Below are 13,192 nucleotides of genomic sequence, written 5' to 3'. Positions count from 1 at the left end.
GCTTACGATTTGAGCGCGCGTGCCACGATGTTGCGCTGAATTTGATTGGTGCCACCGAAGATCTGGAACATCTTGGCTTCGCGGTAATGACGCTGCATCGCGTATTCGGCGGAGTAGCCATTGGCACCCATGATCTGGATGCCGTCGGTCGCGACCTGCACGTAGGTGTCCGACGCGAAGTACTTCGCCTGCGACGACTCCACGTCGCAGTTTTCGCCTTCGTCGAGCAGCTTCGCCGCCCGAAACGCCATCAGCCGGGCGGCATCCACGCGCGTCTGCATATCGGCGAGCAGATGCGACACGGCCTGGAAATCGATGATCGACTGCCCGAACTGTTTGCGGTCGTTCGCATACCAGCGCGCAAGATCGATCGCCGCCTGCGCGCCGCCCACACACATCGCCGACAACGCAATGCGCTCCTTCGACAGCACCGTGGTGAGCTTCTTCCAGCCGACGTGCAGGCCGCCCACAATCATGTCTTGCGGGACACGCACGCCGTCGTACACCACTTCGCAGGTCCGGATAGCGTGGCCGCCGAGCAGATCGATCGGATTGATGGTCAGGCCTCTCGATTCTTTCGGTACGAGGAAGAGGCTGATCCCGTCGTGCTTCTTCGCTTCCGGATTGGTACGCACCGCGGTTAGGATGTAGTCGGCCTGCAGCGCGCCGGAAATCCACATCTTGGTGCCGTCGAGAATGAAGTCGTTTCCGTCGGCCACGCCGCGCGTGGTCAGCGAGGCGGCGTCCGACCCGGAGCCGTTTTCGCTCAGCGCAAAGGCAAGAAAGGCACGCCCTTCGGCCAGCTTCGGCAACACCAGCGCCTTGATGTCGTCTGTAGCGAAGCGCGCCAGCGCGCCGCCCGACATGTTCACGTTGGCGTTCCAGAAGCGCGCGAGCGCAATGGTGTGATACGCGACGACTTCCAGATAAGCGGCCATGTCGAGATAGCCGCCGATGCCGCCGTATTCTTCGGGCAGCGTGATGCCGAACCAACCCTGTTCGGCGGCCACCTTCACGAGTTCCAGTGGGAAGCGCTTCTCTTCGTCGCACTGGCGCACGTATTCCGGCGATGCATGGCGCGTCAGCACCCGATTCACCGAATCTCTAAACTCGAACTGATCGGCATTCAGATAGGGTTTCAGGTCGCGCCGTTTGACCAGATTGCTTGCGTATTCGGGATTCACTATGTCTCCTTCTTGACCGATCAGGATGCCTTGCGTTGCGCCGTCTCTTGTTCCGCTTGCCCGAGCGGGATGGCGCGCAACATCTGCGAACGCGACTTCGCCCCCGTCATCAGGAACGCAAGGTCCGAGCCGCTGAGAATGAAACGCGCGCCTTTTTGCACGTATGCGGTCATCAATGCCTCGTCGTACACGCCGCCCACGCCCGGCACCTTGCCGTGCCGGTGACATGCGGCGCACACGGCGTCGATGGCGGCCGCCACACGCACGTGGCCGAGTTGTCCGGTGATACCGAGATCCGCCGCAAGATCGGTCGCGCCGACGAGCAGCACGTCAATGCCGGGCACGGCGGCGATCGCGTCGGCGTTTTCGAGCCCTTCGCGGGTTTCGATCATCGCCACGACCAGCACTTCGTCGTTGATCGCGCGAACCACATCGGCGATCGGAAGTGCCTGGAAGCCGACCTGCGGCAACATGCCCGGGATCGACCGTCCGCCGGCAGGCGGGAAGCGGCACATGTCGGCGATTCGCGCGGCCTGTTCAGGCGTACTCACGTGCGGCACAACGATGCCCATCGCGCCGGTATCGAGCAGACGAGTGGCGTGGAACGGCTCGTGCCCCGGCACACGGATGATCGGCGTCACACCGCCCACCAGAGCAGCGGCGCAAATCTGCGCGGCCGTGTCGATGTCCATCGAATTGTGTTCCATATCGATGAACAGCCAGTCGAAACCCGCCGTCTGCGCGATCTGCGCGATGTCGACGGTGCGGGCCTGGCGCAGCCCCATGCCGAGTGCCAGTTCACCCGCGGCGAGTTGCGCTTTTGCGTGATTCTTGATGCTTCGCATGATCAATCCCATTCAGGCGGTGGCGTCGAGCGGCTCGTCGTTCGCCAATTCCAGGTTGATGAATTTACTGTCCATGTATTCGCGGATCGCATTCGGTCCGCCTTCCCGGCCGAATCCGCTGTCCTTGCTGCCGCCGAATGGCGTCTCCGCCGTCGACGCTACAAACGTGTTCACGCCGACTACGCCGGCCTGCAGACGCTCCGTGGTTTCCAGCGTGTTGCGCATCGAGCGCGTGAAGACATACGCCGCGAGCGCGAACGGCAGCCGGTTCGCCTCGGTGATGACTTCGTCCATCGTAGTGAATGGGGTGAGCGTGCCGACCGGGCCGAACGGCTCGTCGTTCATCAGGCCGATGTGCGAAGTGGGGTTGGCGACGAGCGTCGGCTCGTAGAACCAGCCGCGCCCGAATTGCGCGGGGCGCCGGCCACCGCACAGCACGGCGGCGCCTTCACTCACGGCTTCATCGACGAGTCGTTCGATTGCGTCGCGGCGCTTCGACGTGGTCAGCGGACCCAGATCGGTGTTCTGCTGCAACGGATCGCCGACCCGAAGCGCTTTGGAGCGCTCGACCAGCGCTTTCACGGTCTTATCGAAGATCGATTCATGGATGTAGAAACGTGTCGGCGAGGCGCAAACCTGACCCGCATTGCGGAACTTGCCCAGCGATGCGAGATGCGCAAAAGCGCCGATGTCAGCGTCGCGATGCACGATCACGGGCGCATGGCCGCCGAGTTCCATCGTGACCTTCTTGAGGGTCTTCGCGGACATTTCGACGATCTGTCGGCCGATCGGCACCGAGCCGGTAAAGCTGATCTTTGCGACGCGCGGGTCGGCCATGATCGTCGACGTAATCGTGTCCGCTTTGCCGATCACCAGATTGACTGCGCCTCCGGGGAACCCGGCATCGACGAAACAGCGCACCAGTGCCATCGTCGCGCCGGCCGCTTCGTTTGATGGACGGATCACGATCGCGTTGCCGGCGGCCAGCGCCGGGCCCATCTTGCGGGCCAGCAGGAGCAGCGGGAAATTCCACGGCGTAAACGCGGCGACCACGCCGAGCGGCTCGTAATGCACCAGATACCGTCCACCCTTGACGCGACTTTCGTAAGACATGCCGAACACACGGCGCGCTTCATCGGCGAACCAGTCGATCGACTCAGCGGACGCATTGGCTTCGCCACTGGCCTGTGCGATCGGCTTACCTGTTTCCAGCGCCACGATGCGCGCGAGCTGCGGCGCGCGTTCGCGGATGAGCGTCGCCGCGCGGCGCAGCAGCGCTGAGCGCTCCCATGGCGTCAGCTTGCGCATGGCAGCTGCGGCCTCGGTCGCGGCGTCGACGGCCTCGATGACCTGAGCCTGGCTGGCCAGTGGCATATAGCCCAGCCGCTGTTCCGTCGCCGGATTGATTGAAAGCTGGCCGTCGTCAGCCGTCGCGGCTTGCCAGCGGCGTCCGAGCAGCAAGCCGTGCTCGCGGTAGTGCGCCTCTAGTTCCATTTACTTCCTCCTGACAGGTATCGCAGACGTCCCGGTTTGTAGGTGCTTTCCCGGGGACTTTATTGCATGCACTCTTTTACTTATATCAACACCTTGACATCAAAGTGTCAACACTTTTATAGTTTGTGTCAGCGAAATGCGATTCGTCGCATGCACTCTCAGTAGCCGAGGTTCATAAGAAGAACGACACAGGCGCTGCCGAATGCCTCATCCAGCATTTCCTTTCCATGGAGCGAGACGAAAATGAGTTTGTATTCCCGTCGTACCTTTCTGCAAACGCTCGGAGCCGCCACGGTGGCGGCAACGGGGACCGGCGCCTTGCCGTCGCTCGCTCGGGCGCAGACAGCGCAGTTCAAGCTGAAGTACGCGAACAACCTCGCGCTGTCCCATCCGCTCAACATTCGCGCAAAGGAAGCCGCGGACGCCATCAAGAAGGAATCCGGCGGCCGTGTCGAGTTGCAGATTTTCCCGAACGGTCAGATGGGCACGGACACCGACATGCTGTCGCAGGTTCGATCGGGCGCGATCGACTTCCTTACCCAAGGTGGCGTGGTGCTGTCGACGCTCGCGCCAGTCTCGGCGATCAACGGCATCGGCTTCGCGTTCAAGGATTACAACCAGGTATGGGCAGCAATGGACGGCGAGCTCGGGAGCCACATCCGCAAGGCGATCTCGAAAGTCGGGCTCGTCGCGATGGAAAAACCGTGGGACAACGGCTTTCGGCATCTCACGAGCTCGGTCAAGCCAGTGCAGAGCCCGGCCGACCTCAAAGGCCTGAAGATTCGCGTGCCGGTCAGCCCTCTTTGGACCTCGATGTTCAAGGCGCTCGATGCCTCGCCCACCAGCATCAACTTCAGCGAGGCGTATTCGGCGCTGCAAACCAAGGTCGTTGATGCAGAAGAAAACCCCCTCGCGCTGATCGAAACCGGACGCTTCTATGAAGTCCAGAAGTTCTGTTCGTTGACCGGCCATATCTGGGACGGCTTCTGGTTTCTCGGCAACGCCCGGTCGTGGGAGAAGCTACCGCCGGACTTGCAGACCATTGTGGCGACACACCTGAATTCGGCCGCAGTGGCCGAACGCGCAGACGTCGCCGCACTGAGCACGTCGCTGATCGAGAAGTTGCAAACACACGGAATGGCGTTCAACAGGCCCGATATCCAGCCGTTCCGTGCCTCGCTTCAGAAAGCCGGTTTTTACGATCAGTGGCGCAAGAAATACGGCGATGAAGCTTGGGCATTGCTCGAAAAGTACACGCAGAAGTTCGCATGAGCGCGGACCATCGAAGAGTTTCCGGAGAGCGAGCCATGACTTCCCGAGTTCATCCCGAGCAGGTATTCGCCCACAAGGTCGGCGCGCCGAAAGACCGACATGCGACATCGAAAGTCGTGCGCGTCGGCAGCGCACTGGAAACGGCCATCAAGTGGATCACCGAAGTGCCCGCCGCGTTGCTGCTGGTGGCCGAGGTCGTGCTGTTGCTCACGAACGTTACCTGCCGCTACGTGCTGCGGGATCCGTTGATCTGGGGCGACGAACTCGCGTCGATCCTGTTCATCTGGCTGTCGATGCTCGGCGCGGTGGTGGCGTTGCGGCGCGGCGAACATATGCGCCTGACGATATTCGTCGCCAGAATGTCGCCGCAACGCCGCGCGTTTGCGGAAACGCTTGGAAATTTCATCGTGATGACGTTCGTACTGCTGCTGGTGCGGCCGGCGTCCGAGTGGGCGATGGACGAGTGGATCATCAGTACGCCGGCGCTGGATCTGCCAAACACCGTTTCCGCAGCCGCGATTCCCGTGGCCGCCGGCCTGATGCTCGTCCTCGCCATTACCCGGTTGCTCGAACGCTCGTCGCTGCGCGATTGCGTGAAGGCTGTCGCGCTGGTAGGCGGGGTCGCTGTTGCCCTCTACTTTGCACGGCAAGCACTCGCGCCACTGACCGCAGTCAGCCTGATTCTTTTCTTCGCCGTCGGCGTGATTACGATCATCTGTCTCGGCGTGCCCATCATGGTCGCCTTTGGCGTATGCACGTTTGCTTATTTGGCAACCGTCACTGGCGCTCCATTGTCGATCGTCGTGAGCACCATGAATCAGGGGATGTCCAGCCTGATCCTGCTCGCCGTCCCGCTCTTTATCCTGCTCGGTGCGTTGATGGAGGCGATGGGGCTCGCCGAAGCGATGATCCGCTTCCTCGCCTCGCTGATCGGACATAAGCGCGGCGGCCTCGCCTACGTGCTGATTGGCGCCATGTACCTGGTGTCGGGCATCTCCGGTTCGAAGGTGGCGGATATGGCCGCGCTCGCGCCGGGCCTGTTCCCGGAAATGAAAAAGCGCGGCGCGAATGAAGGCGACCTCGTCGCAATGCTCAGTTCCTCGGCGGCCATGTCCGAAACCATTCCGCCGAGTCTGGTGCTGATCACCATTGGTTCGGTCACCGGCGTTTCGATTGCAGCGCTATTCACAGGCGGCTTCATGCCGGCCGTGGTCGGCGCGGTAGCGCTGGCGGCAGTCGTCTGGTTCAAAAGCCGCGGGGAAATCCTGCAAGGCGTGCAACGGGCCTCCCGAGTTGAGATCGGCCGCGCATTTCTGGTCTCGCTACCTGCCCTCGCGCTGCCCTTCGTGATCCGAGCCGCAGTGGTCGAAGGGATCGCGACCGCGACGGAAGTGGCGACGATCGGCGTCGCCTACACCTGCGCGGCGGGCTTGTTACTGTACCGCCGCTTCGACTGGAGCCGGCTCTATCCTATTCTGGTGGAGTCGGCCTCGCTGTCCGGCGCGATACTGATTATCATCGGTTGCGCAACCGCGATGGGATGGGCCCTCACGCAGTCAGGATTTTCCGCGCAACTCGCGAGCCTGATGATGGCAGCGCCTGGGGGCTCGCTCGGCTTCCTGGCAATCTCCGCCGTTACATTCGTGATGCTCGGCAGCTTTTTGGAAGGAATTCCCGCGATCGTACTGTTCGGTCCGCTCCTGTTCCCGATTGCGCGCGCGATGGGTATCTCCGACGTGCACTATGCAATGGTCGTGGTATTCGCCATGGGACTGGGCCTGTTCGCGCCACCGCTTGGCCTCGGCTTCTATGCGGCGTGCGCGGTGAGCAAGGTCGATCCGTCGACCGCGATGCGCCGCGTCTGGCCTTATCTGGGAGCTTTGGCAGCGGCCCTCATCGTGATAGTGCTGGTACCGTGGGTATCGACAGGTTTTCTGCAAGCAAAATAAAAAGTATTGAATGGCGCACAAAGGGCAACGGACATGAAAAACGCGTCCAACAGTGAAGCGAACGGCAAGGTGAACGCGCGCGCGCCTGAGGTGATTGCGTCGAAGCTCGACGACATTCGCGAACAGGTGCGCAGCATGATTCAGCGCGGGGACTTGCGCCCCGGTGAACGTGTGAATGAGCAAGCACTCGCAAACCAGATCGGCGTCGGCCGCAATTCGGCGCGCGAGGCCCTGCGCTCGCTCGAACAGGCAGGACTCGTGCGAATCGTCCCCAATCGGGGTGCCGAAGTTCGGCGGCTATCGCTCGAAGAGGCCATGGATCTCTACGAGATTCGAGCGGGGCTCGCGCGCACGGCGGGACGTCTCGCGGCGCTGCGTCTGACCACGGACGAGGAGCAGGTGCTAAGCCTTCTTATTGACCAGATGGATTCCGCCGTTGCCGAGCGCAGCAGCCATCTGTATCAAACCCTGAACACCGAGTTTCATCGTCAATTAATGGCCGTGACCAAGAATCCGCGGCTGATCACGATTAACCAGGCCGTCGAAGACGAACTGACACTTTACATTCACAAGGGCGTGTATTCGTTCACGCAAATGCAGCGTTCCTCGAAAGAACACCGCGAGCTCTTCGAAGCGCTGCGTGCGGGTCATGCCGACGCGGCTGCACAGGCTTTCGAGAATCACGTGCAGACGGGGAAGAAGCGCATGCTCGACACCGTGTCCACGAGCCCGCCCGAACGTTAATGAGCTTGGAGTCGCTGTTGAAAACCATTGTGTTTCTGGACCGCGCGACGCTGTCGGCTGATCTACCCGATTTTCCGTTTCCACATCGCTGGGTCGAATATTCGTCCAGCACGCCGGGACAGGTGGTAGAGCGCTGCCGCGACGCGCAGATCGTCGTGACCAACAAAGTGCCGCTGCCGGGCGAAGTCCTCGCGCAATTGCCGCAACTGGAAGTGATTGGTGTCCCGGCCGCAGGCGTCAATCATCTGGATATGGAAACATGCCGCCAACGGGGCATCGAAGTAATCGCGTGTCCGGGATATTCGACGATCTCCGTGCCAGAGCACGCGTTCGCACTGATGCTCGCGCTGCGCCGCAACCTCGTTCCTTACTGGCGCGACGTCTATGGTGGGGCCTGGAGTGGGTCGCCCACTTTCTACGCTGAACTGCATCCGATCGAGGATCTGCATGGTTCGACGCTCGGCATCGTCGGCGCCGGTCACGGCGGAAAGCGACTAGCCGAATTGGCCGGCGCGTTCGGCATGCGTGTGATCTTCGCCGAGCGAAGGCACGCCACCGTGGTGCGCGAAGGGTACGCTGCTTTCGATGAGGTGCTGCGCGAAGCGGATGTGATCAGCCTGCACTGCCCGCTTACCGACGAAACGCGGCATCTGTTCGGTCTCGCCGAATTCGAGCGAATGAAGCGCAGCGCGTCGCTCGTGAACGCCGCGCGCGGCGGCATCGTGAACGAGGGGGCGCTGATCGAGGCGCTCGACCGCAAGCTGATCGCGAATGCCGCGCTCGACGTCCTTGAGCAGGAGCCGCCAGCGATCGATCATCCGCTGTTGACCTGCGCGCGTACGGATCTGATCGTGACGCCACATGTCGCATGGCGGACTCAGGTGGCGATGCAGCGGCTCGTCACACAGCTCGCGCAAGGCATCGAACAGCATTACGCGCGGCGCTGAGAGCGAAACTCGAAGAGCTGGTGTTGCCCCTCTTGGAACTGCTCCGCGTCGTCGGCTGAAAGGGCACCGGTGAGGCGGATGGTGTCCATCGTGGCGCAGAAGCGCCGCTACGGCGTTGCCGCTTTCATCGCTGGCAGCGTTGATAGCCGGTTGACGAACCAGAAGCGTCTGGCGTCCGTACGTCAGGTCAGGGCTAAGTGTGCGCAAGAGGAAGCGAGAACGGATCGCTGTTGTCGAGCGCGGGCGCCGCCAACACGCTGGCCCTGAATCAGAAATGCTATCCGAGGAGCTTGAGCAAGTCGTGCAATCTATACGACGCCGAGCGAACCCGCAAGTCACTCGGATATCTGACGCCCAAACAAGCTGCACGGGCACGTCGAACAATGCTGCAGTATTCAACTTGAACGCCGAATGCAGTTGAAAGTGGAGCACGACAGGTCACGTTGACGCACCGCTCGCGACGTGTTATTGTCGGACAACCTGATTAATCGTCGACGCAATGCTTGAGCTTGAAAGACCTGACTCGCTGGTGCAGCGGGTAGTAGGAGCAATCCGCGCGGAGATCGAGGCGGGCAACTTCCCGGCGGAATCTCGCTTGCCGACCGAGCAGCAACTCTCGGAGCGGCTCAATGTCAGCCGATCGGTTGTCCGCGAGGCGATTGCTCAGTTGAAGTCCGATGGGGTGCTGATTGCGCGCCGGGGTGCCGGATCGTTCATCTCGGACACACCTTCAGGCACGGTCTTTCGCCTTCCCAGCCACGAAGGCAACCGGATCGATCTTCCGCAATTGTTCGAGCTTCGTCTGTGGATGGAAACACAGGCAGCTACCGCCGCCGCGCGACGCCGTACTCGCGCCGACCTGAAGCATATGAGTGACGCGATCCGCGAAATGGAAAAGAAACGCAACGATTCCAAAGCGGCGTCGGCGGCGGATGTCGCCTTTCATCGCGCAATCGCGGCGGCGACGAAGAACGAGTACTTTGTCGCGTTCCACGACTTCCTGCATAGCCAACTCGCAATAGCGCGGCGCGCGCAGTGGGAAAAGACGGCTCACCACGCAGGCGACTTCGCCTGGCGCGAGCACGGTGAACTGTTCGACGCCATCGAACGCGGCGATTGCATTGAGGCAGCCGCCTCGGCCGAGCGCCATCTGCGCGCGGCGGCCAAGCGTCAAGGCATCGACCTGACTAGCAACGACTGAATCGCCGGCGCCCAAAGGCAACAAGGGCGCCGCCGTCTTTTTGCTGCACTTTGTCTGACAACCTGATGTTCTGACTAATTCACGCTACATCCATTCTTCCGATACGAAGCAATTACAAACTGGAGACATTGAGTGAAACAGCAAGTCCAAGTTCGCGCCTACCTTAAACACCTTCCATTGGCGGGGCTCGCCGCAGCATGCGCCTTGACGGCGGCCGGCAAGGCGCATGCGCAAAGCAGCGTGACGCTATACGGCATCGTCGACGAAGGCGTGAACTACACGAGCAACGTGCAAACGAGCCCGGGCAACGGCCATAACCTGTATAGCCTCTCCAGCGGCATACTCAGCGGCAGTCGCTGGGGGCTGCGCGGCGTGGAGGACATCGGCGGCGGGTTGAAAGCGATCTTCGTGCTGGAGAACGGTTTTGACGTGAACAACGGCAGGATGGGCCAAGGCTCACTGGAATTTGGCCGTCAGGCTTATGTCGGATTGTCCACGAAGTTCGGATCGGTTACCCTCGGCCGCCAGTACGATCCGGTCGTCGATTATGTGCATGCGCTGATGCCGAGCGCGATGTTCTCAGGAAGCATCGGCGCGCATCCGGCTGATGTCGACAACCTGAACAACGCGAACCGGGTAAACAATGCGGTCAAATATCGCACCGTCAACTGGAACGGTTTTTCGGCCGAAGGGCTTTATAGCTTCGGCGGTGTTCCCGGTAGCGTCGGCGCGAATCAGATCTGGTCGATGGGCGTCGGCTATTCGAGCGGTTCGCTCAACGTCGGCGCGGGTTACCTCAATGCGCGCAACCCCAATGCTTCGTTTTTCGGCACGGCGGTCGGCGCCACGGCCACGAGCAACAACTTCGGCAGTTCGCCCGTGATCAGTGGTTATGCGTCGGCGCAAACCGAGCAGATCATTGGCGCCGGCGCGACCTACGCGATCGGCCGTGCGACGCTAGGGGCCATCTACTCCAACACCCGGTTCAAGAACCTGAGCGGCACCGTATCCATCCTGAACCCCGCAGGAGCCAGCGGCACGGCGACCTTCAACAGCGCCGAGCTCGACTTCCAATATCAATTGACGCCGGCGCTGTCGCTCGGTGCCGCCTACAGCTACACGAAGAACAGCGGCGCACATGACGCCAGATATCACCAGGGCGCACTCGCTGCGGACTACGCGGTCTCCAAGCGGACCGACTTCTATCTGATCGGCGTCTTGCAGCACGCGTCGGGCACCGACTCGACCGGCCATGCGGCGCGCGCGTCGCTCAACGGCCTCACGCCGTCGTCGTCGGACCAGCAGGCGGCCGTTCGCTTCGCCGTGCGCCACAAGTTCTAACGAGTCGCCACACTCGCTTCATCTTCAACAGGACGCTTCCATTGAATACCATCCGTTCGCTCACCGACGAGAACCGCGCGCGCCTTCGTGGCGTCAGCACGGCGACCTTGACCACTGCACTTTTCAAGCGGGGCCTGCGCAACGTCTGCATCCAGGGCGTGCTACCCGTCAATCCAGCGGCCGCCCGGATGGTCGGCGAGGCGTTCACGCTTCGTTATATCCCGGCGCGCGAGGACCTCGACACCCTTTCCGTCTTTAACGATCGCAGTCACCCCCAGCGGCGCGGCGTCGAAGAAATTCCGGCCGGGCACGTCATGGTCGTCGATTCCCGCAAGGACCCGCGCGCCGCTTCTGCGGGCGGCATCCTCATCACACGAATGAAGATGCGCGGCGTCGCCGGAATCGTCACCGACGGTGGATTTCGCGACACGCCGGATCTGGGCTCGCTCGACTTCCCGTGCCATGCGGCCCGTCCGTCCGCGCCGACGAATCTGATACACCACCACGCTGTCGATCTGAACGTGCCGATCGCGTGCGGCGATGTCGCCGTGTATCCCGGCGATATCGTCGTCGGCGATGCGGAAGGCGTCGTCGTGATCCCAGCGCATCTGGCGAACGAAATCGCCGAGGAAGCGGCCGCGATGACGCTTTTCGAGGATTGGGTCGATGCGCGCGTGCGCGAAGGCCGTTCCACCTTTGGCCTCTATCCGCCCGATGAGTCGACGCGAGCAGAGTTCGAGGCCTGGCAAGCAAACAGCAGCAACTAGGCGGCAAAGCCGAAACAGTTGCGCGACGCCTTCGGTGCGCGGCGCAACTGCAATATCCTTGAGCGCCACGGCGAGCGGAGAAAGCCGCCGGGCATGGAGACCATAGTGACAAACCGTAGTGCGGAAGCTCAACTTTTCACGCGCGTGGCGTGGCGGCTCGTGCCGCTTCTCATCGCGATCTTTCTCACCGCCTATATCGACCGCGCAAACATCGGCTTCGCCAAATTGCAGATGCTCACGAGCCTGCATATGAGCGAGGCATCGTATGGGTTCGCTTCGTCGCTGTTTTTCATCGGCTATCTGTTGTGCGAGGTGCCGAGCAATCTGGCGATGCATCGCTATGGCGCCCGCCGCTGGATTTCGCGCATCATGTTCACGTGGGGCGTCGCGACACTGCTGCTCGCGTGGACGCCGTCCGAAACTGCGTTCCAGGTGCTGCGCTTCCTGTTGGGCGCGGCCGAAGCGGGGCTTTACCCCGGCATCATTCTTTATCTCGGCATGTGGTTCCCGGAGCGCCAGCGCACGGGCATCATCGGATTGCTCACGCTTGGCAGCAGCATGGGCAATATGCTCGGCTCGCTGATCGGCGGCTTCTCGCTCGAACTGCACGGATGGCTCGGCCTCGAAGGCTGGCAGTGGGTGTTTCTCACAACGGGCACGCCCGCCGTGTTGCTGACTTTCGTCTCCTTGTACTTCCTGCCGGACAACCCGCGCTCGGCGCGCTTTCTTTCCGAGCGCGAGATGGAAGTCATCGAGGACAGTCTGCGCCGTGATCCGGCGCCGGTTCAGACGACGGGCGGCGCCTGGTCATTCGGTTCACTCTTGACCGTGGCGCTCTTTTCGATTGGCTATGGCACGATCTCGATTGCGATTTACGGTATCGCCTACTGGCTCCCTACCCTTGTCCGGGGCTTTGGCGTATCGAGCAGTGTCAACGGCATGCTCAACATGATTCCGTGGTTCCTCACATCACTGATGCTGCTGTGGCTGCCGCGCCGCTTGCGCACGCCTCGCACCGTGCTGACGGCCGCGTTGGCTGCCGCGTTCCTCGGCATCCTTTGCTTCATCGCGAGCGTCGGGCCGTTTTCGAATGCGGTCCGTTTCGCGGCGCTTTCGGCCGGCGCACCGTGCCTGTATCTGATGATCCCGTGCTTCTGGGCGCTGCCGCCGCGGCTCTTGCCTGCATCGTTCATGAAGGGCGCGGGCGGCGCCGCGGCGCTCGCGGTCATTGCAGCGGGCTCCAGCGTCGGCGGCTTCCTGGCGCAAAACATCATGCCGTGGGTCGGCAAGACGATGCACAGTACATCAGCACCGATGCTCGTGCCGGCCATCAGCCTGCTGTTGCTCGGAGCCGGGGCGCTGGTCGTGTGGTTCCGTCTCGGTCTGGCGGGACGCGACGGCAACGATGCGGTCACCGCCACGCGCTGATTTTGCTCAAAAGCCTGCCC

Annotated in this window: 11 protein-coding genes; 8 read left to right on the top strand and 3 right to left on the bottom strand. The window is 62.0% G+C overall.

Features of this window, described 5'->3' with window-relative positions:
* Positions 1 to 2: 2 nt before the first annotated feature.
* The 3 genes from LY284_RS33375 to LY284_RS33365 are packed head-to-tail and all read right to left on the bottom strand — an operon-like array spanning position 3 to position 3,523.
* Positions 3 to 1,184, bottom strand: coding sequence for an acyl-CoA dehydrogenase family protein (locus LY284_RS33375; protein WP_233391189.1), 1,182 nt, complete (start codon positions 1,182 to 1,184; stop codon positions 3 to 5).
* A gap of 20 nt (positions 1,185 to 1,204) precedes the next feature.
* Complete coding sequence (locus LY284_RS33370) at positions 1,205 to 2,029, bottom strand: HpcH/HpaI aldolase/citrate lyase family protein (protein WP_062607828.1); 825 nt, start codon at positions 2,027 to 2,029, stop codon at positions 1,205 to 1,207.
* 12 nt (positions 2,030 to 2,041) lie between these two features.
* On the bottom strand, positions 2,042 to 3,523 hold the full coding sequence (locus tag LY284_RS33365) for an NAD-dependent succinate-semialdehyde dehydrogenase (protein ID WP_233391188.1): 1,482 nt from the start codon (positions 3,521 to 3,523) through the stop codon (positions 2,042 to 2,044).
* A gap of 243 nt (positions 3,524 to 3,766) precedes the next feature.
* On the opposite strand from LY284_RS33365, the gene LY284_RS33360 reads away from it, so the two are divergent.
* The 8 genes from LY284_RS33360 (at position 3,767) to LY284_RS33325 (ending at position 13,172) form a co-directional block, all read left to right on the top strand.
* Entirely contained in the window at positions 3,767 to 4,795 is a 1,029-nt protein-coding gene (locus LY284_RS33360) for a TRAP transporter substrate-binding protein (protein ID WP_233391186.1), read from the top strand.
* Between the two features lie 35 nt (positions 4,796 to 4,830).
* Positions 4,831 to 6,744, top strand: a complete 1,914-nt coding sequence (locus tag LY284_RS33355) for a TRAP transporter large permease subunit (protein WP_233391184.1) — start codon at positions 4,831 to 4,833, stop codon at positions 6,742 to 6,744.
* Positions 6,745 to 6,813: 69 nt separating this feature from the next.
* Positions 6,814 to 7,488 (top strand): GntR family transcriptional regulator, encoded by a 675-nt coding sequence (locus tag LY284_RS33350; RefSeq protein ID WP_233391182.1) that lies wholly within the window; start codon positions 6,814 to 6,816, stop codon positions 7,486 to 7,488.
* 17 nt (positions 7,489 to 7,505) lie between these two features.
* Entirely contained in the window at positions 7,506 to 8,435 is a 930-nt protein-coding gene (locus LY284_RS33345) for a D-2-hydroxyacid dehydrogenase (protein WP_233391180.1), read from the top strand.
* A gap of 499 nt (positions 8,436 to 8,934) precedes the next feature.
* On the top strand, positions 8,935 to 9,636 hold the full coding sequence (locus LY284_RS33340) for a FadR/GntR family transcriptional regulator (RefSeq protein WP_233391177.1): 702 nt from the start codon (positions 8,935 to 8,937) through the stop codon (positions 9,634 to 9,636).
* A 132-nt stretch (positions 9,637 to 9,768) separates the two neighbouring features.
* Positions 9,769 to 10,977: a porin gene (locus tag LY284_RS33335; protein ID WP_375294320.1), complete on the top strand. Its 1,209-nt coding sequence runs from the start codon at positions 9,769 to 9,771 to the stop codon at positions 10,975 to 10,977.
* Positions 10,978 to 11,027: 50 nt separating this feature from the next.
* Positions 11,028 to 11,744: a ribonuclease activity regulator RraA gene (locus LY284_RS33330; protein ID WP_233392057.1), complete on the top strand. Its 717-nt coding sequence runs from the start codon at positions 11,028 to 11,030 to the stop codon at positions 11,742 to 11,744.
* Positions 11,745 to 11,837: 93 nt separating this feature from the next.
* A complete protein-coding gene (locus tag LY284_RS33325) occupies positions 11,838 to 13,172 on the top strand; it encodes an MFS transporter (protein ID WP_255725293.1) in 1,335 nt (444 codons plus the stop codon).
* Positions 13,173 to 13,192 lie beyond the last annotated feature (20 nt).

The sequence above is a fragment of the Caballeronia sp. PC1 genome, assembly GCF_021353155.1.
Lineage (GTDB): Bacteria > Pseudomonadota > Gammaproteobacteria > Burkholderiales > Burkholderiaceae > Caballeronia > Caballeronia cordobensis.
The sequence above is the reverse complement of the archived record's forward strand: the minus strand, read 5'-3'. Positions and strand labels throughout refer to the sequence as shown.

Bases quoted from the DNA above. Each gene is read 5' to 3' on its own strand.
- LY284_RS33355 (WP_233391184.1), top strand. From the start codon at position 4,831: ATGACTTCCCGAGTTCATCCCGAGCAGGTATTCGCCCACAAGGTCGGC.
- LY284_RS33340 (WP_233391177.1), top strand. From the start codon at position 8,935: ATGCTTGAGCTTGAAAGACCTGACTCGCTGGTGCAGCGGGTAGTAGGA.
- LY284_RS33365 (WP_233391188.1), bottom strand. From the start codon at position 3,523: ATGGAACTAGAGGCGCACTACCGCGAGCACGGCTTGCTGCTCGGACGC.
- LY284_RS33360 (WP_233391186.1), top strand. From the start codon at position 3,767: ATGAGTTTGTATTCCCGTCGTACCTTTCTGCAAACGCTCGGAGCCGCC.
- LY284_RS33325 (WP_255725293.1), top strand. From the start codon at position 11,838: ATGGAGACCATAGTGACAAACCGTAGTGCGGAAGCTCAACTTTTCACG.
- LY284_RS33370 (WP_062607828.1), bottom strand. From the start codon at position 2,029: ATGCGAAGCATCAAGAATCACGCAAAAGCGCAACTCGCCGCGGGTGAA.